The sequence below is a fragment of the Clostridium niameyense genome (assembly GCF_001243045.1).
Classification (GTDB): Bacteria; Bacillota; Clostridia; order Clostridiales; family Clostridiaceae; genus Clostridium_F; species Clostridium_F niameyense.
The window spans coordinates 195415-221643 of record NZ_LN849007.1 but is presented as its reverse complement, the minus strand read 5'-3'; the positions used below and the strand labels follow the sequence as shown (position 1 = coordinate 221643).

Here is a 26229-nt window from a genome sequence, read left to right as displayed (position 1 = left end):
CAAAATATTTATATATTCCTTATAAATTATACAATAAATAAGAATTTTTTGTATATGAACTTTGTTAAATAGGCTAACTTTTGTACAAGTTAACCTTGTTTTTTTGCCTTTCATTCATTTATTATTAATAAAAATTTAAAAATACCTTATTATATGAAAGAGACGGATTATAATTTAAGAAACAAGTGTAATCGATTTAACAAAAAGAAACAGGAGGTTTAATTTTATTATGGTATCATTTTTTATATCATTATTCGCTTTAATAATTGGATATTTTACATACGGTAAGTTTGTAGAAAAAATGTTTGGAGCAGATGAATCAATAAAAACTCCAGCAGTAAGACTAGAAGATGGAGTAGATTTTGTTCCCCTTTCAGCATGGAAAATTTTTATGATTCAATTTCTAAATATAGCAGGATTAGGACCAATATTTGGAGCCATTTCTGGTGCACTTTGGGGACCAGTTGCATTTTTATGGATTGTTTTAGGTTCTATATTTGCAGGTGGAGTACACGATTATTTTTCTGGAATGCTTTCAGTAAGACACGATGGTGCAAGTATCCCAGAAGTTGTTGGAAAGTATCTTGGAAATGGATTTAAACAATTCATGAGAGGTTTTTCTGTAATATTACTAGTATTAACGGGTGTTGTGTTTATCATGGGACCTGCAGGTCTTTTAAAAACATTAACAGGTACTAATAAAGTTGTATGGATATATGTAATATTCATATATTATGTTCTTGCAACTATGCTTCCTGTTGACAAAGTAATCGGAAAAATTTATCCACTATTCGGTGTCTGTTTATTAATAATGGCTATAGGTATAGGTGGAAGTTTAGTTATAAATGGATATCATATTCCTGAAGTAACTTTAACTAATTTACATCCAAAACATCTTCCAATATGGCCTTTAATGTTTGTAACTATAGCTTGTGGTGCTATTTCTGGTTTCCACTCAACTCAGTCTCCATTAATGGCTAGATGTATAACAAACGAGAAGCAAGGAAGACAAATATTCTATGGAGCAATGATTGCAGAAGGTATATTAGCCTTAATTTGGGCTGCTGCTGCTATGACATTCTTCGGTGGAACTGGTGAACTAGGAAAACAAATGGCAGCCAATGGTGGACCTGCTTGGGTAGTAAATACTATTTCAAACTCTTTACTTGGAAAATTTGGTGGAGCTTTAGCCATACTTGGTGTTGTTGCCTGCCCTATAACTTCTGGAGATACAGCTTTTAGAAGTTCAAGACTCATAGTTGCCGATTTATTACACTATGAACAAGGTCCTATAAAAAATAGACTAGCTATAAGTATACCATTATTCGTAGTAGGATTTATATTAACAAAAATCAACTTTGATATAATTTGGAGATACTTTGCATGGTCAAACCAAACTTTAGCTATGATAGTATTATGGACTGCAGCAGCTTATCTTGCTAAGAATAAAAAACTTCATTGGATGGCAAGCATACCTGCTACATTTATGACAGCAGTTTCTGTAACTTACATTCTTGTAGCACCAGAAGGATTTAAGTTTAGTGCAAGCATAGGATATCCTATCGGTGTGGTAGCAGCTTTAGTTGCTTTAGTATTATTCCTTAATAAATCAGTAAAAAACAGCTCTAAAGATATGAATAATGCTGCTTAATAAAAAGCTATTAAAGCTGTCTCAATAAAATGAGACAGCTTTTTTACTATTCAAAAATATTTAATATATTATTGAATTCTTCTTTATTTTCTTTTATCTTTTCTTCATTACCTACAACACATATATAATTTTCATTCATTGATTCTTTAATCAAAGCGCTAACTTCCCTTATAGAAACAGGATTTGCTTCTAGTATATCTTTTCTATCCCTTTGCATATCTTCATATGATATATTTCTTAGATAATAATCTACCGCTCTTCTGGCCTTCATAGAAGGTGTTAATGGCATATCTATATCAGAAATAGTACCTATAATATATTTAGTCATTTCCCTTTCTTCTGTATCAAAATCAGCTAAATACTTTGAAGCATTATCATATGCATTTAAAGTTTCTTTTAAGTTTGGATCTCTATAAGATGCAAAGAATGTATTACCATTTTTCATAAAAGAGGTAAAGCATCCATAGGCACCTCCCTGTACCCTAACTTTATTCCATAAGTAATCATAACTTATTATAGTTTTGATAAGCTGTAATCTTCCTTTATATTCATATCCTAACTTTTGAAAATTATATCCTTTAGCTACATATTGAACTTTGCTTGTAGTAATAAAACCTTCATTTTTCTCATTTAGTTTAAAGTTATAATCATAATAAATTAATTCTTCATCTTTTAAGACATCTTTTAATATTTTAAATTCTTTTTTAAAATTATCAAAATCTTCTTCTTCTGATGCTACACTTATTAATAAATTATTTATATTAAAAATTTTATTAAATACTTTCTCAAGTGAATAACTCACCTTTTCAAATTTTTCATCAAAATTTTTCTCTAAATCTTCTATGAATTTATAAAACTCTATTCCATATAAAACTTCATCATATTTGCCTGAAGGAGAAAAATATGAAAATAATCTTTTTACAGCTACAATATCTCCTCTATCGAACATAACCATCTGCATTCTTGATTTTAATTCTTCTACTACTTCTCTTAATCTTTCCTTTTCATCAAATCTAGTATTAGAAATTATTTCTTTTAAAATTTCCATTAAATTTTTAACTTTGCTTGATAAACATTTAGCATTTATAACAAACATAGGATAATATTTATTAAAGTCCTTACTGTCGCTAAAACATTCTGCTCCATATTTAATACCACCAGTGTTTATATTTATTTCATTAGATAAATCAGCATAATTATAATTTTCAGTACTAACTTTTCCTAAGACTGAGGATAATAAAGATATGTATGGTATATCCTCTTTTTCAATAGCTTTAGTATTAAAATATAAATTTATATAAGAAATTTTATTTGTAAATATATTATGATATAAAGTTTTTATACCTAAAATTTCTTTTTCTTCTAATGGTAACTTTTCTCCATTTTCATCTATATCATCTATTGAAAGTAATGGTATCTTCTTTAAATTCTCAACAGAATCACGACTTTTTTGTCTTTCTTGTAGTTTTTTAGTTTCCCTAATTAAATTATCTATTTCATCTTCTTTTAAACTTTCTTTATATTTTTTAAGTTTATTTTTTACATCTTCAATTCTTTTTTCTTCTAATCCCTTTTCCGGTTTTATAACCAATAATGATGCATGGTTATTATTTAATAGATATCTTTCTATTAAATCCTCAAAATAATTAGTGTTTAATGCCTTTTTTATATTCTTTAATACTTCATTATATTCTAAATGAATAATTGGATTTTCACCATAAAGCCAACTATCCATACATTTAAAATTATATATAAGGCCCTTCGGATATCCTTGATAATCTGCCTCTCTTAAAGCAAACTCTTTTATATTTATTGAGGATTCTATAAGTTTTTTATCTATTCCTTCATCTACTAATCTATTTAAAGTATCATACACAATAGACTTAAATTCTTCTAATTTATCCTCATTAGAATTTTTCAATACAATACTAAAAGTAGGCTGAAGTATACTATTATCATATACACCAAATATATCTTTACCTATTTTAGCTTCTAATAATGCCTTTTTTAGTGGAGATGATGGTGTTTCTAATAATATATATTCTAAAATATCGAAAGCTAAATATAATTCCTTATCTGTTGATTTTCCTACCGCAAAGTTTAAACTTAAATATGTTTTGTCCTTTTCACTTTCATTATTTAAAATTGGATATTTAATTTCCATATATTGTGGCTCTTTAAAAGATTTTTGAGGTTTTATTTCTGAATCTACTTCTATCTTTTTAAAATCTTTTAAATAGTTATCATTGATAAACTTTAATTTATCTACTATGTCCATTTTTCCATACAAAAATATAAAGCTGTTAGATGGATGATAATATTTTTTGTGAAAATCTAAAAACTCTTCATAAGTAAGATTAGGTATATCTTTAGGATCTCCTCCAGATTCTACTCCATAAATTGTGTCTTTAAACAAAGACTCCTGTATTTTTCTAAATAATATAGAATCAGGTGAAGAAAGTGCTCCTTTCATTTCATTATAAACTACACCTTTATATTGAAGATCATCTTCTTTATTTTCTAGTTCATAATGCCAACCCTCTTGCATTAATATTTCTGGATATTTATATATATTGGGGTAAAGCACTGCATCTAAATATACATCCATTAAATTTATAAAATCCTTATCATTAGTGCTAGCTACAGGATACATAGTTTTATCTGGGAAAGTCATGGCATTTAGAAATGTATTTAAAGAACCTTTTATGAGTTCTACAAATGGTTCTTTAACTGGAAATTTTCTTGAACCACATAAAACTGAATGTTCCAATATATGAGCTACACCAGTACTATCTTTAGGAGGAGTTCTAAAACTTATAGAAAACACCTTATTATCATCATCATTATTTAAATATAAAAGTTTAGCTCCACTTTTTTCATGTAAAAACTCTTGAGCTATAGAATTTATCTCTTTTATAGTTTCTTCTTTTAATAACTTAAATCCATGGTATACTTCTCCAACTTTCAAACGCATATTTTTTATTCTCCTCTCTTTTACTAATAATTAATTTCATATGTATTATTTTCCTATATTAATAGTAATTATACCATAGACAAACTACTATTTAATTTTATATAACAAATATATAATTATATATTTAACAAAATATTTATAATATACATATAAAAACATAAGACAATTTTATATTTAAATAGAAAATATTTAAATTTCACTTAGTTTTTAACTTTATTTTTGTTAATGTTTTGACAGAATAATTTTTTTATTATATAATAAATACATAGAATAGATAGATAAACCATTTAAAACCCATTATAAACTTCCCATAATAAAAACGCTGCTAATAAGCAGCGTTTTTTTTACTTTATCTCTATAAGTAATTGTCCTGTTTTTACTTGTTGTCCTTCTTTAACTAATATATTTTTTATAATCCCATCTTCATGAGCTACTACATTTGTTTCCATTTTCATAGCTTCTATAACTATTAAATCATCACCTTTTTTAACTTCATCACCTATATCAACTAAAACCTTAACCACATTTCCTGGTATACTAGAACCTATATTGCTTTTATCTTCTGGATTTGCCATTCTAATTTCATTTTCTAATTTTAAATTTGATGCTAAGCTGGACTTGTCCTTTATCTTTGTTTCCCTTCTGTTTCCATTTATCTCAAATACTAATGTTCTATACCCTTGTGAATCTACCTTACCTATTTCTGATAACTGAACTATTAATATCTTTCCTTCTTCTATTTCTATTTCGGCTATTTCACCTTCATATAATCCATGGAAAAACACATCGCTACCCATGGAACTTAAATCTCCGTATTCATTTAAGAAATTCAAGTATTGCTCAAATACTTCTGGATATAATGCGTAACTCATAATTTCTTTTTCACTAGCATCTAAATTAAACTTTTCTTTTAAATGTTTTTTTATTTTATGAAAATTTTCTTCCTCTAACATTTCCCCTGGCCTGCATGTTATAGGCTTCTCATCTTTTAAAACTAGCTTCTGTAATTTTTCAGGGAATCCTCCCATTGGTTGACCCATCATTCCTTTAAAATAAGCTACTACGGAATCTGGATAAGCCATATTCTTACCCTTTTCATATATATTCTCTGGTGTTAAGCCATTTTGTACCATAAATATAGCCATATCACCTACAACTTTTGAAGAAGGTGTAACTTTAATAATATCTCCAAACATTTCATTTACCTTTTTGTACATTTCCTTTACTTCTTCAAATTTATGCTCTAATCCAAAACTTGCAACTTGAGGTTTAAGATTTGAGTATTGTCCTCCTGGTATCTCATATTTATATATTTCAGCTGAACCGGATTTTAACTCAGACTCAAAATTGCTATATACAGGTCTTACCGCACTCCAATAATCTGACAATCTTTGTAATTGTGTTAAATCCATACCCGTATCTCTTTCTGTATTCTCAAGAGCCGCAACTACCGAATTTAGAGCTGGTTGACTTGTAAGACCTGACATACTATTAAATGCAGTATCTACTATGTCTACCCCTGCAGTGGCTGCCATAAGAACTGTAGCAACTCCATTTCCCGTAGTATCATGTGTGTGTAGATGTATTGGTATAGATATTTCATTTTTTAATGCTTTTATAAGTTTTTCTGCTGCATAAGGTTTTAATAATGCAGACATATCTTTAATTCCTAATATATGAGCACCGCTTTTCTCTATATTTTTAGCTAAATCTACATAATATTGAAGTGTATATTTATCTCTGTATTGATCTAATATATCACCTGTGTAGCACATACATGCTTCAGCAACCTTACCTTGGTTTAATACCTCATCTACAGCTACTTCCATTCCATTTAACCAGTTCAATGAATCAAATATTCTAAATACATCTATTCCAGACTTTGAAGACTCCTTTATAAATTTCCTTATAACATTATCAGGATAATTCTTATATCCTACTGCATTAGCTCCTCTTATAAGCATTTGAAATAAAACATTAGGCACTAATTCCCTAAGTTTTTCTAACCTTTCCCAAGGAGATTCCTTTAAAAATCTATAAGCTACATCAAAAGTAGCTCCTCCCCACATTTCCATAGAAAATAGATCTTTAGCTAAGTAAGATTCAGCTTTAGCTATCTTAAGCATATCTATAGTTCTCATTCTTGTTGCCATAAGAGATTGATGAGCATCTCTCATAGTAGTATCTGTTAAAAGTAATTTCTTTTGAGATTTTATCCAGCTAACTAGTGCTTCTGGGCCTTCATTGTCTAATATTTGTTTTGTTCCTGATAAATTTATACCATCATTTATTAAAGGTACTTGAGGTACATCGAAATCTTTTTTTATACCATGAGTTTCATTTACTACCTTTTCCCCTATAAATTTTATTATTCTTAACTCTTCATCTGCATTAGGACGTATATCAAATAATTTAGGATTTTCCTCAATAAATTTTGTTCCACATTTTCCTTCTACAAATTTTTCATGATTCAATACATTTATTAAAAAATCTATATTAGTTTTAACTCCTGAAATTTTAAGTTCTTTAATAGATCTTATAGACTTTCGTATAGCATCATTAAAAGTTCTTGACCAAGCTGTAGTTTTAACTAATAAACTATCATAGTAAGGACTTATAATAGCACCTGTAAATCCATTTCCTCCATCTAGTCTTATACCAAATCCAGAACCTGTTCTATAATCTTCAATTTTGCCTGTATCTGGTGCAAAATTGTTTGATGGGTCTTCTGTAGTTATTCTACATTGTATAGCAAACCCTCTTGTTTTTATATCCTCTTGCGATTTTATTCCCACTTCATCGGAAGTTAAATCATATCCTTCTGCTATTAATATTTGGCTTTGTACTATATCTATTCCTGTAACCATTTCTGTTACTGTATGCTCTACTTGAATTCTTGGATTCATTTCTATAAAATAGTGATTTCCAAAATTATCTACTAAAAATTCTAATGTACCCGCACTTCTATAATCTACCGCTTTAGCTATTTTTAAAGCATCATTACAAATTTCCTGTCTTTTTTCTTCACTCAAAGCAAAAGCAGGCGTGTACTCTACTACCTTTTGATGTCTTCTTTGAATAGAACAATCTCTTTCATATAAATGAACAATATTACCTTTTTTATCTCCTAAAACTTGAACCTCTATATGTTTAGGATTTTCTAAATATTTTTCTATAAACATATCGTCTATACCAAAGGCTTTTCTAGCTTCATTTTTAGCACTTCTAAAAGATGATATTAGTTCTTTTTCATCTTTTACAATTCTCATACCTCTTCCGCCACCACCAGCTGCAGCTTTAAGCATTACTGGATATCCACAATATCTTGCAAAATCCATAGCTTCTGCTTCAGATGTAATTGGTTTTTGAACTCCTGGTATAGTAGGCACTTTTACACTCTCAGCAACAATTTTGGATTTAATTTTATCCCCTAGTTTCTCCATCATATTTGCAGTAGGTCCTATAAACTCTATACCTGCCTCAGTACACTTTCTTGCAAACTCTGGGTTTTCAGATAGAAATCCATAACCTGGATGTATTGCATCTACACCTTTTTTTAGAGCAAGACTTATTATCTCATCAATATTTAAATATGCCTCTATAGGTCCCCTATTTTTACCTATTAAATAAGATTCATCGGCTTTAGTTCTAAATAGTGCAAATTTATCTTCTTCAGAATATATAGCTACAGTTCTTATGCCTAATTCATGACAAGCTCTAAAAACTCTTATAGCTATCTCTCCTCTATTAGCAACAAGAACTCTTTTAAACTTTTTCATTATTATCCCCCTTTTATTTATAAATTGTGTTCTCTAACTATTCAAAATCCAGTACGCTTCATAATCAATTTCTTATTATTTATGTGTTTTTTTATTTAAATAAAAATTATTTATGGGTTGTATTTTTTAATTTATTAAAAATATATTAAAAATGATATAATATTGTTAAATATATTATATCATTTTTTTAAAATATATTCTATTTTAAAGTAAAACCATATAAATAATTATTATACTATCTTTCTCCAAGTTTTAGATTAGGTACTGCATTTATATCTAGTGACGAAATTTTACCTCTTTTATATTCAAAATAAGCAGCACTACCTATCATGGCTGCATTATCTGTACATAATATTAAAGGTGGTATCATTACGTCTATATTTTCTTTTTTACATTTTTCTATTAATGTTTTTCTTAGACAAGAATTAGATGCTACTCCCCCTGCCACTGCTACTTTATCAACTTTCTTCATTTTACATGCCTTAATTGCATTGTCTACCAAAACATCTACTACAGCTTTCTGGAAAGATGCTGCAACATCCTTTTCATTTATTGATTCATCTTTCATTTTTTTATTATTTAAATAATTTAATACTGCAGATTTTACTCCACTAAAAGAAAAATCTAAAGAATCATCATGAAAATTAGCTCTTGGAAATTTTATAGCATTTTCATTTCCCTCTTTTGATACTCTATCAATTTTAGGGCCTCCTGGATAACCAAGTCCTATAGCTCTCGCAACCTTATCAAAAGCTTCTCCTGCTGCATCATCTCTTGTTTCTCCTATTACTTCAAAATTACCATAATCTTTCATATAAACTATAAAAGTGTGTCCACCTGATACTACTAAACACATAAAAGGCGGTTTAAGTTCTTTATATTCTATAAAATTAGCACTAATATGTCCTTCTATATGGTTAACTCCTATGAGAGGCTTTCCCGTAGCATAAGATAAACCTTTAGCATATTGAAGTCCTACTAATAATGCTCCCACAAGACCTGGACCATAAGTTACACCAATTGCATCTATTTCATCTAAAGTTATCTTTGCTTCATTTAATGCTTCCTCTACTACAGTACTTATTACTTCTATATGTTTTCTTGAAGCAACTTCTGGAACTACCCCTCCAAATTTTTCATGAGTACTTATTTGAGATGCTATTATATTGGATAAAACCTCTCTTCCATTCACAACTACGGATGCTGAAGTTTCATCACAACTACTTTCTATAGCAAGAATTTTTATATTTTCATTCATAATAATCTGCTCCTTTTAAATTACATTCTTCTATAGGATTATTTTATATTGTTCATAAGTTAATTTTTACAAAATAAATTATACTTTATTAATAATTAATATTCAAATTATAGTGTGATTTTATTGTTTTTTCATATGTTATAATAATAAATAATACAACATATTAAGGAGACTAACTATGGAGAACTACGCTAAAATTATAATAAAGGGATCCCCTATATCTAAATCAAATTTTAAATTATTTAATCTTAAAGGTAGAGCTATAATGCCTGTTAATTCTGGAAAATATCACGATAGATATGCTATATATGAAGAACAAATAGCTTATGAAGCTAGATGTCAAAATCCTAATATAACTCTATCAGAATCCTTAATTGCAATATTAAAAGTTTTTTATAAGAGCGAGAAAAGACATCCCGATACAAATAATATAACTAAAAGTATATTTGATGGCATAGAGAAAAGTGGAATCATTGTAAATGATGCACAAGTCAGAAGATTAATTATAGAAGAATTCTACGATAAAGAAAATCCCAGATTTGAATTGGAACTATTTGGGGAGAGTTCCTTTAAAGTAAATTACTCTATAACAAAAAAAGAAGTTAAAGATAAGCCTATAGAATATGATTTACCACCAAATAAAAAGTCAAAATTAACCTCTACTAATATTAAGAATAAAAATAAAATTAATAAGGAAAATGTCATAATCTGTGAAATATGCGGTAAAGCCTTTAATAAAAATGAAATTGTTACAGCTAATAATAAGACTATGACTATATGTAAAAATTGTTTAAAAAATTTATTTTAATATAATACAACTAAAAAGAGATATCCTAATGTAGATTAAATGATATCTCTTTTTATTATATTAATATATAACGTATTTAGTATTCTATCTTTATACATATTGATTCACAATTTTTATATTTATATAAAAAATCTTTTGAAATAAATATATGAACCATTTCTCCTGGTTTAATAACGTCTCTTCTTTCTATTAATTCTTTATTATTTCCTCCAACCAAATATATATTACAATTGTTATATAATGCATCAAATTTTAAGGTAATCTGTAAATTCTCTTGAATTTTATCTAAGTTAACAAAGTTAGGTGTTAAATATTTTATTTCCTTTTTTCCCACAATTTTTAATATACTACCTTTTAAAAAGCACTCACCTTTCATATATTCTAATACTTTTTCTCCTATACTATATCCCTCTTCAATAACCTCATCTGCAGTATTATGTATATGAACCACATTTCCACAAGCAAATATTCCTTCTATTGAAGTTTGGAGATTCTCCCCTATTTTAGGAGCTAATGTACTTTCTTCTATATCAATTCCTGTTTGCCTAATAATATCACTTTCAGACTTAAGCTGAACAGATAAAATTAGAGTATCACAAGATATATATATTTCTGTATCTTTTATAGGATTTTCATTTTCATCTACCCTAGCTACCGTAACTCCTTCTAATCTATCTTTTCCTTTAATATTAGTAATTATATGACTTAATTTAAGTGGTATATTAAATTGATCTAAACATTCAACTACATTTTTTTCTGAGCCCAAGCAATAAGGCATTACTTCTACAACAGCTTTAACATTAGCACCTTCTAATGTCATTCTTCTTGCCATAACTAAAGCTATATCTCCAGATCCTAATATAACTACATCTTTACCAGGCATACATCCTTGAGTATTTATAAATTTTTGAACTATACCTGCTGTGTATATACCTGCATATTTAGTACTAAACATATTAATAGCACCTTTAGGTCTTTCTCTACATCCTGTAGCTAATATAATTGATTTACAATTTAAATTTATCATACCTTCTTGTGGATTTACGGCAATAATCTCTTTATTGTTAGTTATATCTAGCACAGATGTATTAACCCTATAATCTATATTTAATTCATGAATTTTATCTATTAATCTTTGTGCACACTCAGGTCCTGTTAAATTTTCTTTAAACACACGTATACCAAATCCTGTATGTATACACTGATTAAGTATACCTCCTAGTGTTTCTTCTCTTTCTAATATTAATATATTTTCTATCCCTTTTTCCCTAGCAGATATAGCTGAAGCTAAACCCGCTGGGCCCCCTCCTACTACAACTAAGTCAAACTCTTTCATCTATATTAAACCCTCCAAAATTAAACCATTTAAAATATAAAATAATACATATATATTTTACCATAAATAATTTAACTTTTTTATTTTAACTATATATTTTAAAAATTATTAGTAATAGTTTATAATACAAAAGCCAGTAATCATAATGATTACTGGCTTTATAAATGGCAGGGGCACGAGGACTTGAACCCGGAACCAACGGTTTTGGAGACCGCTACTCTACCAATTGAGCTATACCCCTAAGACAAGAACTATTATACATTATTTATTATATTAATGCAAGACTTTATTAATTAAAAATTTATTTTTTTACCACAGTAAGGGCAATAAGTAAAATTTTTTTCCATCTTTCTTTTACAATTAGGGCATATTATATCTGCGCATATCCTAGAATAATTTATATCAGAGTATATTTCTTTAATAGTTATATCTTGCAGACTTTTAGATTCATTAATTTTATTAATATCTTCTTTATTTATTTCGTATATGGTATTACAACATCTAGATTTTAAATAATATTTTTCTCCCCACTTGATTAATGGTAAAAAGAAAAAATGAAATACATTATATGTTTTTATAATGGTATATCTCGTAAACATACCACATTTTATACACTCTACAGAATCTACTTCTCCTATTTTCTTTTCTCTAGGTTCTATACCAAATACCCCTAAAAAAAACATACTATTTTCCTCCTATGTCTAGCCCTAATGTTTAAACTTAATTCCAATTGTCATTATCTATTCTTCTCCAAGGTCTAAGACTTCCAAACTTAGTTTTTATAGCTAACCCTATGCTTAATGGAACTATAAAAAGTGATACTATTAATTTTCCTAATCCTATAAAAACAATGCTTCTTATAAGTTCATAAAAAATTATTCCAATTAAAATAGAAACTATAGGTGAAACCCGAGATTTTAAAAGCCTTTTTCCTAAAAATAAACATAATGCTGTAAATCCGATAATGAAAATTCCCATTATTATTAATAATACTACTGGAATTAAAATTATACCCACTATGCTGAAAATTAGGGTCATGATTATAACAGGTGTTAATATCATAAATATATATCCATATAATAAACTTTTTCCTAGGCTTTTATCTAAAGATGAAGCCATCTTGAGCTCATTATAAGGAATTAAATTGTATACTACAATACAAAGTATGCCAAGTAAAATAACTGATGCTATTCTACTATAATGAAATTTATAATCTGTTATGTTATAAATGCTATTTTTTCTTAAAAAAGGTAAATTCATATTTTTAAATTTTTCTTTTATCTTACCGTTAACTTTTCCCTTAGGCCCAGTAGTAATCTTTCCTCCAAAAGAAACTACATCTCCATCTACATTACCATTAATATATACATTTCCTCCAATAGATTTAACATTTCCATGAACTATTCCATTTATATAAATGTCACCGCCAAATCCTATTACATCTGTACTTTCTATTTGACCTGGTTGTATATATATGTTTTCACCAAATTTAATTATCCCTTCAGTAACTACATAATTAGGACTTGAAGCTTTAACATTACAAATAGGAATAATTAAAAATATGATTAATGACAATATAAACTTATAATACCTTTTCAAATAACATCACCTCTTACAATAAATTACTTGGTTAATTCTTTAAACATAGAAAAATTATATTTTACTATATCTTGAAATTTCATATTACTATCATAAATTTTTATATTTAAAGGTTTAATTTTATATTTATCTAGGATATCTTTATTCTCTTTTAATATATCATTATTACTATATAAAAATACAATTTTTGCATCTTTTCTACTATCTATATAAGTCCTTAATTCTTCTTCATTTAATATAGTTCCACTTTCATCCCTTTTTAATTTTATATTTTTTAAATTCATATATTTAATTAAATAATCTAATTCATCTTCTTCTGAAACAAATATATAATCTACTAGCTTTTCTGATAATTCTTTATACTGATCTCCATACTCATTTATTTTCTTTAGAAGATTATAAAAGTTTTTTTCATAAAAATCCCTGTTACTTGGATCTTTATCTTCTATTGCATTTTTCACATTAGCAAGAGCAGTTTTATAATTATTAAGGTTTAAAAAATAGTATGGATTATTTCCTAACACCCTATCTTCATATTTAACTTTTTTAGTATACGGAATTATTTTAATACCTCTAGATGCATTAACCACTCTCACCTTTCCTTTATCTAATTTACCTAAAAATTCTTCTATCCAAGGTTCGAAATCTGCTCCTACATAAAAAAATAAATCCTTATTACTTATATTATCTAAACTATCCTTAGTAAATTTATATATATATTGATCTGTATTTTCTTTAAACATATAATCTACATAGTGTTTATTCTTAACTATATTTTTTACAATATAGTATAAATTTTTATCTGTAGTCATTATATCTAAATAAACTTCTTTATTTATTTTAACATTATTATCCTCAAAATCTTCATAAGAACTGGTAGCATATGTGTAAAAAATCAATGAAATAATACAAATTGAGATAATAGTAAGTATCTTTTTCATAAATTCACCTCTAAAATATATAAACATTAGTATATAACTATATAATTTAAACTTTATTATTATTTATATTGTAATCAATAGATTTTTACAATGCAAATATTTATACGCATTACTTCATTATATGAATAATATTTATTATTTACCCTTACTGTGATAAAATAATATAAAAGTTAAGGAGTGTTTTATATGGAGGTAGGTATGGATAAAATTCTAAGAGCTATATCTACAGCATTAGATTTAGCAGAAATGAGTTCTTTTGATAATAAAAATGTAATAGAAAATGTAACAAATATTAATTATTCAAAGCATAAATTTATTAATCATGCACAAAGAACGAGCTATATAGCCTTATATATAGCAAAAGAATTAAATATAGAAGGTAGACAATTAGAAGAATTATATGTATCTTCTCTTCTTCACGATATAGGTGCCACAAATTTTCTATCTCAAAGTCACTCTAGTAATAAATTTATACTAGGGCACTGTAAAATCGGGGCACAATTAACTGAAAATTTTCCCATTTTCTATAAAATGTCTACTTTTATTTTATACCATCACGAAAATTGGGATGGCTCTGGCTCTTTGGCATTGAAAGGTGATAACATACCTCTAGAAAGTCAAATAATAAGAATTTCTGATTTAATAGAACTATTATATAGTGAGGAACTACCATCTTACATACAAAAGAATAATATCCAAACTTGGATTCAGAAAAAAGAAAACAAAATTTTTTCTCCCTCCATAGTAGAAGCATTTTTAAATGTATCGTCAAAAGATATGTTTTGGTTTGATATGGAAAATCCTTATTATTTAAATTATACACTAAATACTATAACTCCCATATATTCTAACAAACTTAATTTAGATAATTTTATAAATATAGCCTATATATTTGCAGATATTATAGATAATAAAAGTGAATTTACTGCTAGACACTCTAAAAGTATAGCAAATCTATGTTATAAAGTAGCTAAGCATTTAAATTATGATGAAGAAAAATGCTTAGAAATTAAAATAGCTGGACTTTTACATGATATAGGTAAACTTGCTATTCCAAAAAATATCTTAGATAAAAATGGTCCTTTAACAAAAGATGAGTTTTCTATAATAAAATCTCATCCTTATTATACTAATGTAATTTTAAAAAGATTTGCAGATATAGGTGATATGGCAGATTGGGCATCTAATCACCACGAAAAATTAAATGGGAAAGGATATCCCCTAGGATTAAAATCAAAAGATTTATCTCAAGAGTGTAGAATAATTGCCGTATGTGATGTCTATCAAGCTCTTATAGAAGATAGACCTTATAGAACTCCTATGACTTCCAAAGAAGCCTTTTCTATATTAGATAATATGGTTTTAGATGGATCTCTTTGTGAAAAATCAGTAGAAATATTAAAAGAAACTTTAAAAATATAAAATATTTTGATATAAACAAATGCTCAGGAGGTGATAAAATGGATTTTATAGTTGATTCTTTAGATAAGACACTAAAATTAGGAGAAATAATCGGAAATCATTGTAATCCTGGTGATATAATATGCTTAAATGGTGATTTAGGAGCCGGAAAAACTCATTTTACAAAAGGCATTGCTAAAGGATTAAACATAAATGATAACATAACTAGTCCAACTTTTAATATAGTTAATGAGTATAAAGGTAGATTAACACTTTATCACTTTGATGTTTATAGAATTAGTGATATAGATGAAATTGAATTTATAGGATTTGATGAATATATTTTTTCAGATGCTGTAAGTATTATTGAATGGTCATACTATATAGAAGAATTAATACCTAAAGATAATTTGGATATTAATATAACTAAAATGCCTAATAAAGGTGAAAACTTTAGAAAAATTACTATAAACTTTATAAGTGATAGATTCAATTATATAAAGGAGATAAAAATATGAAAATACTAAGTCTAGATTCTGCTACAGAATGTGCCACTTGTTCTGTACTCGATGAAAATAAATTATATGGTGAAATATCCTTTAATTATAAAAAACAACATTCAGTAATATTAATGACTATGATAGATACTTTACTTAAAAATATAAATTGTGAGATTTCCTCTATAGATGGATTTGTTATATCTAAAGGTCCTGGTTCTTTTACAGGATTAAGAATAGGAGCTGCTACTATAAAAGGCTTAGCTCAAGGTACAAAAAAACCTTTTGTTTCTGTTTCTTCCTTAGATTCATTAGCTTATAATTTAGCTTATACCCCTGGTATAATATGTCCAATATTAGATGCATTAAGAGGAAATGTTTATACAGCTTTATACACTTTTGAAAATGAAAACTTGGAAAAAATTATGGATCATGATGTAATTTCCATAGAAGATTTAACTAATATATTAAAATCTAAGCAACTCCCAGTTACCTTTATAGGAGATGGAATACATAAGTTTAAAGATTTTTTAATTAATGCTTTAAAGGATACAACTATTAGATTCGCACCTAATAGTTTAAACATAACTCGTTCATCTTCTTTAGGAGAACTAGGTCTAAATCTTTTAAAACAAGGAATTGAAGATGATATATATACTTTTGCTCCATTATACATAAGAAAATCTCAAGCTGAAAGAGAATATGAAAAAAAAATGGAGAAATTAAAAAATGAGTAAAGAGCCAATTTTTATAAAACCCTTTTCTAAAGATCATATAAATGATGTTATGGAAATAGATAAGCTAAGTTTTTCTACTCCTTGGAGAAAAGAATCTTATGAACAAGAGTTAAAAAATAAATCTGCAAAATATATGGTAGCCTTAAAAGATAATAAGGTCATAGGTTTTTTTGGATTGTGGTTTATAATTGATGAATGTCACATAATAAATATAGCTGTACATCCCAAATTTAGAGGATTAGGTGTTGGTAATTTAATGATGGAAGAAATTATAAAAATATGTGGTGAAAAGAATTTTCCTAATATAACTTTAGAAGTTAGAGCCTCTAATACTACAGCCCAAAATCTTTATTATAAATTTAATTTTAAAAACAGTGGTATTCGGAAAGGATATTATGCAGACAACAATGAAGATGCTATAATAATGTGGAGATACGATTAAAGGCTGGTATTTTACCAGCCTAATCTATTTTATAAATAAACTTATTTTGTTATTTATTATGCTACATACTTTTCTAAAAATTTAGGTAAGTCTTCCTCATGATTTATATTTATATAAAAATCTATATTGTGGTTTTCACTAATAGTTTCTAAAGCATAAAATAAATGTGCGGCATCACAAATACCCTCAGTTATAATATTAAATAATCCATCAATATAGATACTTTCAATATCATAATCCTCTGATATAATGCCGCACAAAAATCCATAAAAACTTTTGCAATTATTAACTTTAAATTCACTAGTGTTTATAAATCTTATATCAGTATCCAAAGCAAACATAGGTCTATTATCATCATCAATGTACACTATATGTCCTTTGTTTACGCTAGACTCATCATTAGCTTTATTTATCAATTCTTTTGTTTTACCAAAGCCACGCTGTTTACAAAACACCTGAATCATTTTTACCACCCCTTTAATAATATTTAGGTGAAGTCCTTATATAAATTATATAGTAAAACAAATACTTTTTCAACAATATTTGGAATATTATAATAATAATAAATATTATTATATACTACATTTTAAGATATTTTTTTATTATTATTTAAAAAATTTATCTAATCCCGGAAATATGATTTTAAAATTATTTTCTTTAAAAGAATTTATAAAAATTATTTTACCCTTATTTTTAAAAAATCTTTTCATTTTTCTAAATCCATTCCCAGATTTAGCAAATCTGTGTTTATCATCTAAAGCTATTAACTTCTCATAAATCCACATATTTCTTTTGAGGGTATTGTTAATATTTAAATTGCTATCTCTGAGTAAACATCCTGGACTTTTAATAGTAATACTTTTAAAATTTATTAATATTTCTATTTCCTTATAAAATATGGAATAATCCCTATACAAAACTGCATTATTTAATGCTTCACATACTGCTTCTATAGGATACTTTTTAGGTAAAATACTTTTTAATACTTCTTTACCAGTATCTATTATAGATAATAAATCTCCTTTAATTATGGTAACCTTATTAACATTCTTATTAACCTTATTCACTATCCTAACCATATTATGTGGAATAAAAACATTATTATATCTAGAAAAAACTAATAATCCTCCTAAAGTTGAATTATACTTATTTCTTTCCTTATCATAACGTATTATAGATGCATTCTCCATTAATGTTATTCTATTTTCGTCATTAATAGGCACACTTATAGTTCGGAAATATTTATCTACTAAATTCATATCTAAATTCTTTTCACTACTATTTACTATAGGACATAACTCAACATTCAAATTTAAACTTTCTTGAAAGGATGTTATTATCTCTTCCCTTCTCATTGTATCTGTAGTAGAACCTCTTCTTATATAAAAAGCTCCAGTTTCTCTTACTTGATAAGGCTTCTGATCACTATCATATATATTTATTACTGCTATTTTTTTCCCCTTATAACTTATAATATCTAATGCCACAGGAATAGGTGGATCAATTCTAGAACTTACTATTTGTTGAATCTGCTCTTCCGTAAAATTTATATCATCAATTCCTAAAACTTTTTTAGTTTTATCCTCTATTCCAATTATAATATAACCTCTCCCTCCCCTTGAGTTAGCAATAGCCGATACATCTTTAGCTAATTCCTTTTTACCACTTTCCATATCTAAATAAATTTGTTGTTTAAAATCTAATTTAAGCCCCTCATTTTTCTTTATTAAACTAGTTAACTTTTTAATATCCATTTTAAATAACCCCTACTATAAATATTATTAATTTCTTAATATTTATTATATATAGAAATTGTGATTTATATAATTAAAACTTCAAATATTATACTGTTTAACTAAAATATTAAAAACTAAAATAAAAAAGCCCTCTATTTTAGAGGACTTATCCTACACTATTTTAAGCCTTTTATGACATTGGATTTTTTCAAAGCTTTTCCTAATGGTAATGCAATTATTATTCCCAATATTGCTTGAACTAAATTAGATGGTATTTCCTTTAAGGCCAATATTAATGATTGTTGTAATGTAGCACTCTTAAATAATATAAATCTAGTCATTATAGCCCCTGAAAAATAGTATGAAGTTACCATCCATAAACCAGCTATAATAAATGCTATTAAATTAACTGATAGTTTATCTTCATTTTTATTACTATATATAATTTTGCCTGCTATAAGTGCCATAACACCCTTTATTACAATAGTAAATGGTGCCCAAGCCACATATCCTGATATTATGTCAGTTAATCCCATACCTATGGAAGATGCTATTACAGCCTTTTTTGTTCCCAAAAGCATTACTGATAAAAGAACCATACTGTCGCCTATATGGGTATATCCAGTATAAGTTGGTACCTTTATAGTAAAAGTTGTCACACACACTATAGCTGCCATAACTGCAACTTGAACTATATCTAAAATATTCGTACTATAAATTGCATTTTTTTGTTCCATAAAAAAAACCCCCAATCTAATTATCCTAAATATTTATTACTCTTTTAATTATAATAAATAATCAATTTATTTTAAAATGTATGGATACACATTAAAATAAATTTTATAGTTACTGGATAAACTATTTATGCTTACAATACATTTTTTATTGCACCAAAGAGGAGGATTCAATATGATATTTTTTAAATGGCTAGAAGGCATAATTATTTTATTTTGCTTAATAGCACTAATATTTAAAGTTGGAGGTAATTTTATAAATTTTCTTTTATTAATAGCCACTTTTACCTTTATCATAGATATTTTATTTAGTAAAAAAGAATATCGAAGTTGAAATTAAATTCAAATCTAAATAAAAAGAAACACTTATGTAATTATTTAAATCTTAAGTGTTTCTTTTATTTCATCAAAATTTTACAATATTATCTTATGAAGCATTGTATACTTTTGTTTTAGTATGTTATATAATTTATTAATGAAATATTGAATATTAACAAAAATTTAATGTTATTATAAATATATTAAACTTAAGGAGGAACATTTCATTGTACAAACTAAAAAAATTTAATTTAAAAATGAATAAAGACTTTTTTCATAATTTAATTTCATTTTTGGAAAGGTATTACTTTATAATTGTAGGAGCTATTTTTACCTATTCATTTATTAGGCTTTCTCTTATCAATAGTTTATCCTATGATTATAAATTTTATTTACTACTGCTAGCTATAGCTTCACTTACTATATATAAAGAAATACGACACGATGTGCGAACGGTTTCTTTTTTAGTACTAGCTATTCCATTTTTAATGTTTATATTTTATGCAAATAAACATGGATATAGTTTTTGGGGAAAAATGCTTAGTTGGCAAATTAGTAGAGATATTGTTGTAGATTTAAATCCTATTTTTAAAAATATTCCTTTTAATGATGCAGGTTTCGCAAGAATATTTAAGACAGATACTCTTACATGGTTTTTTAGATTAGTTTATAACAATGGTTTTGTACCTACTGTTTTAATTCCTATATATAGAGCAGCTATGTCAAAAGATTTTAAAAAAATGCTTAGATATGGTCTTTCTGGACATCTCCTACAAGTATTTCTAATTACTCCTTTTTATTTAACCTTCCATTTACAAGAAGTTTGGTATGTAAATGGTCACCCTGATGGATTAGCTAGAAATTTAAGTCCTAATGCTGCTGCAGGTGTAACGCTTAATTGTTTTCCTTCAATGCATACATCTATAGCTTTTGCTATGTTTCTAGTAGTAATTACTAATGAGAAGGATACGTTATTTAAATGGATTTGGAGTTTCTTCTGCTTATCTGTAGTTTATTCCACAATGTATTTAGAAATCCATTGGATTATAGACGTTATCTGTGGCATGATTTTAGCTTTAGTATCAGTAAAAATTGTAGACTTTATATTAGATAAAGGAAAAAAGCCATTAAAATATATTTTAGATAGATTTTATTATAAAACTCCAAAAAGTATCTATATAGAAAATACTTTTACTGGTACTTATAACTTAGATAATTAAAAATAAATATTAATAATTTATAATAAAAAACACTATTCAATAAACTGAATAGTGTTTTTATACTTTTAATTTTTACCTATATCAGATAATACTAAACCATCATTATGCTCTAAAGCCCAACTTATAGACCAATCATTTTGGAATAACAATAACTTTCTATCTTTTAAATCTCTAATAAATTTAGTATCACTGGTAACTGTTAAATCTTCTGCATCTTTATTACTTTCTTCAATCCATCTTACATATTTATAAGGTATTCTTTCTAATTTTATATCTACATTATATTCATTTTTCATTCTATATTCTAATACTTCAAATTGAAGAACACCTACAACACCTACTATAATTTCTTCTATTCCTATGTGCAATTCTTTAAATACCTGAATAGCACCTTCTTGAGAAATTTCAGTCATTCCTTTAATAAACTGCTTTCTTTTCATGGTATCCACAGTTCTAGCTCTTGCAAAATACTCTGGTGCAAATGTAGGGATTCCCTCAAACTTAAACTTATTTTGAGGTGAACATAAAGTATCTCCTATTCTGAAAATACCTGGATCAAATACTCCTATTATGTCCCCCGCATAAGCTTTTTCAACTATTTCTCTATCTTGCGCTAAAAATTGTTGAGGTTGTGCAAGCTTTACTTTTGATTTACCTTGAGCATGATATACTTCCATGCCTTTTTTAAATTCACCTGAACATATTCTCATAAATGCTATTCTATCTCTATGAGCTGGATTCATATTTGCTTGTATTTTAAATACAAAAGCTGAAAAATCCTCATTAAAAGCTTTTATCTCACCTTTATCTGACTCTCTTGAAAGAGGTGGAGGTGTTAAACTTAAAAACTTTTCTAGAAACGGCTCTACACCAAAATTAGTTAAAGCACTTCCGAAGAATACAGGTGTAAGTTCTCCTTTTCTTACTTGTTCTAAGTCAAAATCGTCTCCTGCAATATCTAAAAGTTCTATATCCTCTTTTAATTTTTCATGCAAATCACTGCCTAATAAATCATTAAGTACCTTATCATCAACACCACCAGATACAGATTTTACAGCTGTCTGTCCATGATTTCCCGCATTAAATACTTGTATAAGTTCCTTTGTTCTATCATATACACCCTTAAATTCCTTACCTGAACCTATAGGCCAGTTCATGGGATAAGATTTAATTCCTAAAACATTTTCTATATCATCTAATAATTCAAAAGGATCTCTACTTTCTCTATCCATTTTATTTACAAAGGTAAAAATTGGAATTCCCCTTAAACTACATACATGGAATAGTTTTTTTGTTTGTTCCTCTACACCCTTAGCTGCATCTATAACCATTACTGCACTATCTGCTGCCATCAGCGTTCTATAAGTATCCTCACTAAAATCCTGATGTCCTGGGGTATCTAATATGTTTATACAATATCCTTCATAATTAAATTGCATTACAGATGAAGTTACAGAAATTCCTCTTTGCTTTTCTATTTCCATCCAGTCTGAAGTAGCATGTTTTGATGTTTTTCTAGCTTTTACAGAACCTGCTAATCTTATAGCGCCTCCGTATAACAATAGTTTTTCTGTTAAAGTAGTTTTTCCAGCATCTGGGTGAGATATTATAGCAAAAGTTCTTCTTCTCTCTATTTCTTTTATTAAATCAGCCATTATTCCTCACTCTCCTTATAAAATCAGAGTTAAAATTTAAATAAAATAGAGGATGTGTAATCGAGCGTACATCCCCTTAGACACAAATTCTATGTATATACATTGCATAAATTTTTATTTAAAATAAATATGTAGATTTTCAATGTAAAAACCACATAAATTATATCATTTACTAAATCCATTTTCAATAAAAACACACCGTATATAAATAATTATGTGACATTGGTATATAATTCTAGCACCCTAATTGTAGTATTTTACCTATTAAATAACTCTGCTTTAATTTTAATTTTAACATGTTATAATAATTCTATACAAATCCACTAATGAGGAGGTCAAAAATGTATAAATTAATAGCTATAGACATGGACGGAACACTTCTTAAAGATGATAAAACTATTTCTGAAGAAAACAAAATAGCAATAAAAAAGGCCAAAGATAAGGGAGTTAAAGTAGTATTATCTACTGGAAGACCTCTTGAAGGTATAAAAAAATATTTAAAACAATTGGATTTAATAAGCAACCATGACTACGCCGTGGCCTTTAATGGAGGTTTAGTTGAAAAAACTTCAGAAGATGAAATACTAACTGAAAATTATATGACAAAAGAAGATTTAAATTTACTATATGATTTAAGTAAGGATTTAGATATAGATATACATTTCTTAACTATAGATAAATGTTATACTCCTAAATTAAATTCTTATAGTAAAATGGAAAGTGACCTTAATGGCATACCATTAAATGTAGTTGACTTTAATAAATTAGATGAAAACATTAAAATAATAAAAATAATGTTTATAGGTGCAGAAAAAAAATTAGATGAAATCATAACAAAACTTCCGGAATTCCTATATAACAAATATAATATAGTTAGAACCGACGCTGTATACTTAGAATTTTTAAACAAAGATGTAAGTAAAGGCTATGGTGTTAAAAAATTAGCTGAAAAATTAGGCATAAAACAAGACGAAGTAATGTGCATTGGAGATGCAGAAAATGACATTCACATGGTAGAATACGCTGGATTAGGTGTGGCTATGGGTAATGCATTCCCACAACTAAAAAAAGTAGCCAATTATATAACTAAAACTAATGAAGAACATGGAGTAGCCCACGTTATAGAAAAATTTGTGTTATAACAACTTTTGATAAAATTGAAGTAAATAAATATAAATTAAAAATGGAAATTAGGATCACAGTCATACATAATTTGAAACTTTAATTATCTTTAAAATGACTTCTGATTAATAATATTCCATTTTTAATTTACCAAAATACTTCTTTTACTTAAACAAACTTTTAAATTACAAAACTTTTATAAATTTCTTTATCTTGGTATAAACCCTATTTTCTTTTGCATCTTTCGTAAAGTTTTATATGATGTTCTGTAAGCCTTTTCCGCTCCTTTTTTGTATATTTCCTCTAAATATTTTTTGTCCTTTAATAGTTCATTTACTTTATTTTGAATTGGTTTTAGCTCATGTATTATAGCTTCCCCTACATCTTTCTTAAATTCTGAATATCCCAATCCTTCATACTTTTTCTCTATTTCTTTCATAGTCATTCCAGTTATAGTATTTAATATTGTCATTAAATTTTTAATTCCTGGTTGTTCATCTGTATATTTTACGATACCTATACTATCTGTTACCGCTCTATTTATTTTTCTTCTTATAGTTTCTGGTGAATCCATTATTAAAATATATGAATTCGGATTATCAGAGGATTTAGACATTTTCTTTGTAGGATCTTGAAGATCCATTATCTTTGCTCCCTCTTCTGGAATATATGGTTCAGGTATTGTAAATGTTTCACTATAAGTGTTATTAAATCTTTGAGCTATATCCCTTGTTATCTCTAAATGTTGTTTTTGATCCTTCCCTACTGGAACTAAATCTGCATTATATAACAATATATCTGCAGCCATCAATACCGGATAAGTTAACAATCCTGCTGTTACAGATTCTCCGTAACGCTGAGATTTATCTTTATATTGAGTCATTCTAAATAATTCACCTACATAGGTATTACAGTTTAAAATCCATCCTGCTTCTGAATGTGTAGGTACATGTGATTGTATAAAAATTGTATTCTTTTCTGGATCAATACCTGATGCTATATATATAGCAAGTACTTCTAACGTTCTTCTTCTTAAATCCTTAGGTTCTTGTTTTACTGTTATAGCATGTAAGTCTACTACACAATAATAGCAATCATATTGATCCTGAAGTTTTACCCAGTTTTTTATAGCTCCTAAATAATTTCCTATAGTTAAATTTCCTGAAGGTTGAATTCCACTAAATATTATTTTTTTCTTTTCTTCCATATTTCTTCCTCCATCACATTAAATTTTATAAAATTAACGCCCTATAACTAAAGTTATAGGGCGTATTATCGCGGTACCACCTATGTTTTAAGAAATAATAAATTTCTCCTTAAACATTTTAAATCTTTATAACGTAAGATTTACGCTTAAGGCTAATTTAAATTTCACCTTAAGTTCTCAAGAACCCATTCAGTTTAATCATAACTGTTGTAATTTCAGCACCTACAACTCTCTTTAAGTTTGTTTTTAAACTTACTTACTTTCTTTCATAGAATTTTATTTTTATATTTATTAATATATTATATACCATTTAAATTATTTTTGCTATAATTCCTGTAAATTACAATATATTTTTTATTCTTAATTAAATTCCTCTTTTAAGTTTCTAACAGATATTAAATATTTTCCATAAATTTTCTCTTTAGTAATAACTTATAATTTTATGAATGTCTTTTATGTACTTACAGTTTATTTGCATCATTATTTTCTATAATAGTGGAATAATAATATTATTATTATTTTTAACAGAAAGGAGTGTATTTATGAGTAAAAAAGTATATCTTCCAAATGAAAGAGGATATCTAGAACAACAACCTAAAACCGTTAAATCTTATTCTAAAAAAGACTCTGTAATACTTCCTGATCCTGTAACTGATCCTATTGTATGTAATAACATTGCATGGCAGGAATTTGATTACACTTCTAATATTTTAAAGGAACCTAATGATAAGGAGACCAATACTGAAGAAACTAAAAATTATAAATAATATTAAATCATAATTTTAAATGAGGCATTCTAAATAAATTTTATTTA

The 26229-nt window shown here is 27.0% G+C and carries 21 protein-coding genes, 1 tRNA gene and 1 other annotated feature; of the genes, 9 read left to right on the top strand and 13 right to left on the bottom strand.

The genetic code is table 11. From position 1 onward, the window contains the following. Window positions 1-229: 229 nt before the first annotated feature. Window positions 230-1651, top strand: coding sequence for a carbon starvation CstA family protein (locus BN1711_RS02040; protein WP_050606539.1), 1422 nt, complete (start codon window positions 230-232; stop codon window positions 1649-1651). Window positions 1652-1697: 46 nt separating this feature from the next. Here the strand turns inward: BN1711_RS02040 and BN1711_RS02035 are convergent, their stop codons facing one another. From BN1711_RS02035 to tsaD, 3 genes are all read right to left on the bottom strand, one after another. Next, window positions 1698-4625 (bottom strand): insulinase family protein, encoded by a 2928-nt coding sequence (locus BN1711_RS02035; protein ID WP_050606538.1) that lies wholly within the window; start codon window positions 4623-4625, stop codon window positions 1698-1700. 344 nt (window positions 4626-4969) lie between these two features. Beyond that, window positions 4970-8404: a pyruvate carboxylase gene (locus BN1711_RS02030; RefSeq protein WP_129582111.1), complete on the bottom strand. Its 3435-nt coding sequence runs from the start codon at window positions 8402-8404 to the stop codon at window positions 4970-4972. A 235-nt stretch (window positions 8405-8639) separates the two neighbouring features. Continuing rightward, on the bottom strand, window positions 8640-9662 hold the full coding sequence (gene tsaD, locus BN1711_RS02025) for a tRNA (adenosine(37)-N6)-threonylcarbamoyltransferase complex transferase subunit TsaD (protein WP_050606536.1): 1023 nt from the start codon (window positions 9660-9662) through the stop codon (window positions 8640-8642). Window positions 9663-9840: 178 nt separating this feature from the next. Between tsaD and BN1711_RS02020 the strand changes: the two genes are divergently transcribed. Further along, window positions 9841-10470 (top strand): RusA family crossover junction endodeoxyribonuclease, encoded by a 630-nt coding sequence (locus BN1711_RS02020; RefSeq protein ID WP_050606535.1) that lies wholly within the window; start codon window positions 9841-9843, stop codon window positions 10468-10470. A 76-nt stretch (window positions 10471-10546) separates the two neighbouring features. Here BN1711_RS02020 and BN1711_RS02015 read toward each other — a convergent pair whose 3' ends face one another. The 5 genes from BN1711_RS02015 to BN1711_RS01995 form a co-directional block, all read right to left on the bottom strand. Next, the gene (locus BN1711_RS02015) at window positions 10547-11806 is read right to left on the bottom strand and encodes an NAD(P)/FAD-dependent oxidoreductase (protein ID WP_050606534.1); all 1260 of its coding nucleotides are present in this window, start codon (window positions 11804-11806) and stop codon (window positions 10547-10549) included. A gap of 165 nt (window positions 11807-11971) precedes the next feature. Then, a tRNA-Trp gene (locus BN1711_RS02010) sits at window positions 11972-12047 on the bottom strand. 52 nt (window positions 12048-12099) lie between these two features. Next, the gene (locus tag BN1711_RS02005; protein ID WP_050606533.1) at window positions 12100-12489 is read right to left on the bottom strand and encodes a zinc ribbon domain-containing protein; all 390 of its coding nucleotides are present in this window, start codon (window positions 12487-12489) and stop codon (window positions 12100-12102) included. Window positions 12490-12526: 37 nt separating this feature from the next. Then, window positions 12527-13405, bottom strand: a complete 879-nt coding sequence (locus BN1711_RS02000) for a bactofilin family protein (protein ID WP_050606532.1) — start codon at window positions 13403-13405, stop codon at window positions 12527-12529. 23 nt (window positions 13406-13428) lie between these two features. After that, the gene (locus BN1711_RS01995) at window positions 13429-14346 is read right to left on the bottom strand and encodes a metal ABC transporter substrate-binding protein (protein ID WP_050606531.1); all 918 of its coding nucleotides are present in this window, start codon (window positions 14344-14346) and stop codon (window positions 13429-13431) included. 186 nt (window positions 14347-14532) lie between these two features. Between BN1711_RS01995 and BN1711_RS01990 the strand changes: the two genes are divergently transcribed. The 4 genes from BN1711_RS01990 to rimI are packed head-to-tail and all read left to right on the top strand — an operon-like array spanning window position 14533 to window position 17423. Continuing rightward, a complete protein-coding gene (locus BN1711_RS01990) occupies window positions 14533-15768 on the top strand; it encodes an HD-GYP domain-containing protein (protein WP_050606530.1) in 1236 nt (411 codons plus the stop codon). 38 nt (window positions 15769-15806) lie between these two features. After that, window positions 15807-16265 (top strand): tRNA (adenosine(37)-N6)-threonylcarbamoyltransferase complex ATPase subunit type 1 TsaE, encoded by a 459-nt coding sequence (tsaE, locus tag BN1711_RS01985; protein ID WP_050606529.1) that lies wholly within the window; start codon window positions 15807-15809, stop codon window positions 16263-16265. Continuing rightward, on the top strand, window positions 16262-16981 hold the full coding sequence (gene tsaB / locus BN1711_RS01980) for a tRNA (adenosine(37)-N6)-threonylcarbamoyltransferase complex dimerization subunit type 1 TsaB (RefSeq protein WP_050606528.1): 720 nt from the start codon (window positions 16262-16264) through the stop codon (window positions 16979-16981). The genes tsaE and tsaB overlap by 4 nt, the downstream gene beginning before the upstream one ends. After that, entirely contained in the window at window positions 16974-17423 is a 450-nt protein-coding gene (gene rimI / locus BN1711_RS01975) for a ribosomal protein S18-alanine N-acetyltransferase (protein ID WP_050606527.1), read from the top strand. Before tsaB ends, rimI begins: the two co-directional genes overlap by 8 nt. Window positions 17424-17479: 56 nt before the next feature. Here the strand turns inward: rimI and BN1711_RS01970 are convergent, their stop codons facing one another. The 3 genes from BN1711_RS01970 to BN1711_RS01960 form a co-directional block, all read right to left on the bottom strand. After that, window positions 17480-17887, bottom strand: a complete 408-nt coding sequence (locus BN1711_RS01970; RefSeq protein ID WP_050606526.1) for a hypothetical protein — start codon at window positions 17885-17887, stop codon at window positions 17480-17482. Window positions 17888-18028: 141 nt separating this feature from the next. Further along, a complete protein-coding gene (locus BN1711_RS01965; protein ID WP_050606525.1) occupies window positions 18029-19177 on the bottom strand; it encodes an AlbA family DNA-binding domain-containing protein in 1149 nt (382 codons plus the stop codon). Between the two features lie 158 nt (window positions 19178-19335). After that, complete coding sequence (locus tag BN1711_RS01960) at window positions 19336-19896, bottom strand: ECF transporter S component (RefSeq protein ID WP_050606524.1); 561 nt, start codon at window positions 19894-19896, stop codon at window positions 19336-19338. Between the two features lie 572 nt (window positions 19897-20468). Between BN1711_RS01960 and BN1711_RS01955 the strand changes: the two genes are divergently transcribed. Further along, window positions 20469-21431 carry a phosphatase PAP2 family protein gene (locus tag BN1711_RS01955; protein WP_050608418.1) on the top strand — a complete coding sequence of 321 codons (963 nt, stop codon included), beginning with the start codon at window positions 20469-20471 and terminating at the stop codon, window positions 21429-21431. A gap of 65 nt (window positions 21432-21496) precedes the next feature. Here the strand turns inward: BN1711_RS01955 and BN1711_RS01950 are convergent, their stop codons facing one another. Beyond that, a complete protein-coding gene (locus BN1711_RS01950; RefSeq protein ID WP_050606523.1) occupies window positions 21497-23086 on the bottom strand; it encodes a peptide chain release factor 3 in 1590 nt (529 codons plus the stop codon). Window positions 23087-23427: 341 nt separating this feature from the next. Here BN1711_RS01950 and yidA point away from each other — a divergent pair, with 341 nt between their 5' ends. Next, entirely contained in the window at window positions 23428-24228 is an 801-nt protein-coding gene (gene yidA / locus BN1711_RS01945) for a sugar-phosphatase (protein WP_050606522.1), read from the top strand. Window positions 24229-24416: 188 nt separating this feature from the next. On the opposite strand, the gene trpS is transcribed toward yidA, so the two are convergent. Beyond that, window positions 24417-25415 (bottom strand): tryptophan--tRNA ligase, encoded by a 999-nt coding sequence (gene trpS / locus BN1711_RS01940; protein ID WP_050606521.1) that lies wholly within the window; start codon window positions 25413-25415, stop codon window positions 24417-24419. A gap of 53 nt (window positions 25416-25468) precedes the next feature. Then, window positions 25469-25694: a binding site (T-box leader), on the bottom strand. A gap of 263 nt (window positions 25695-25957) precedes the next feature. On the opposite strand from trpS, the gene BN1711_RS01935 reads away from it, so the two are divergent. Next, window positions 25958-26182 (top strand): hypothetical protein, encoded by a 225-nt coding sequence (locus BN1711_RS01935; RefSeq protein WP_050606520.1) that lies wholly within the window; start codon window positions 25958-25960, stop codon window positions 26180-26182. Window positions 26183-26229 lie beyond the last annotated feature (47 nt).

What these genes read in the sequence shown, in the direction of transcription:
- BN1711_RS02040 (WP_050606539.1), top strand. Translation starts at nt 230, where the DNA reads ATGGTATCATTTTTTATATCATTATTCGCTTTAATAATTGGATATTTT.
- BN1711_RS02035 (WP_050606538.1), bottom strand. Translation starts at nt 4,625, where the DNA reads ATGCGTTTGAAAGTTGGAGAAGTATACCATGGATTTAAGTTATTAAAA.
- BN1711_RS02030 (WP_129582111.1), bottom strand. Translation starts at nt 8,404, where the DNA reads ATGAAAAAGTTTAAAAGAGTTCTTGTTGCTAATAGAGGAGAGATAGCT.
- tsaD (WP_050606536.1), bottom strand. Translation starts at nt 9,662, where the DNA reads ATGAATGAAAATATAAAAATTCTTGCTATAGAAAGTAGTTGTGATGAA.
- BN1711_RS02020 (WP_050606535.1), top strand. Translation starts at nt 9,841, where the DNA reads ATGGAGAACTACGCTAAAATTATAATAAAGGGATCCCCTATATCTAAA.
- BN1711_RS02015 (WP_050606534.1), bottom strand. Translation starts at nt 11,806, where the DNA reads ATGAAAGAGTTTGACTTAGTTGTAGTAGGAGGGGGCCCAGCGGGTTTA.
- BN1711_RS02005 (WP_050606533.1), bottom strand. Translation starts at nt 12,489, where the DNA reads ATGTTTTTTTTAGGGGTATTTGGTATAGAACCTAGAGAAAAGAAAATA.
- BN1711_RS01995 (WP_050606531.1), bottom strand. Translation starts at nt 14,346, where the DNA reads ATGAAAAAGATACTTACTATTATCTCAATTTGTATTATTTCATTGATT.
- BN1711_RS01990 (WP_050606530.1), top strand. Translation starts at nt 14,533, where the DNA reads ATGGAGGTAGGTATGGATAAAATTCTAAGAGCTATATCTACAGCATTA.
- tsaE (WP_050606529.1), top strand. Translation starts at nt 15,807, where the DNA reads ATGGATTTTATAGTTGATTCTTTAGATAAGACACTAAAATTAGGAGAA.
- tsaB (WP_050606528.1), top strand. Translation starts at nt 16,262, where the DNA reads ATGAAAATACTAAGTCTAGATTCTGCTACAGAATGTGCCACTTGTTCT.
- rimI (WP_050606527.1), top strand. Translation starts at nt 16,974, where the DNA reads ATGAGTAAAGAGCCAATTTTTATAAAACCCTTTTCTAAAGATCATATA.
- BN1711_RS01970 (WP_050606526.1), bottom strand. Translation starts at nt 17,887, where the DNA reads ATGATTCAGGTGTTTTGTAAACAGCGTGGCTTTGGTAAAACAAAAGAA.
- BN1711_RS01965 (WP_050606525.1), bottom strand. Translation starts at nt 19,177, where the DNA reads ATGGATATTAAAAAGTTAACTAGTTTAATAAAGAAAAATGAGGGGCTT.
- BN1711_RS01960 (WP_050606524.1), bottom strand. Translation starts at nt 19,896, where the DNA reads ATGGAACAAAAAAATGCAATTTATAGTACGAATATTTTAGATATAGTT.
- BN1711_RS01955 (WP_050608418.1), top strand. Translation starts at nt 20,469, where the DNA reads ATGAATAAAGACTTTTTTCATAATTTAATTTCATTTTTGGAAAGGTAT.
- BN1711_RS01950 (WP_050606523.1), bottom strand. Translation starts at nt 23,086, where the DNA reads ATGGCTGATTTAATAAAAGAAATAGAGAGAAGAAGAACTTTTGCTATA.
- yidA (WP_050606522.1), top strand. Translation starts at nt 23,428, where the DNA reads ATGTATAAATTAATAGCTATAGACATGGACGGAACACTTCTTAAAGAT.
- trpS (WP_050606521.1), bottom strand. Translation starts at nt 25,415, where the DNA reads ATGGAAGAAAAGAAAAAAATAATATTTAGTGGAATTCAACCTTCAGGA.
- BN1711_RS01935 (WP_050606520.1), top strand. Translation starts at nt 25,958, where the DNA reads ATGAGTAAAAAAGTATATCTTCCAAATGAAAGAGGATATCTAGAACAA.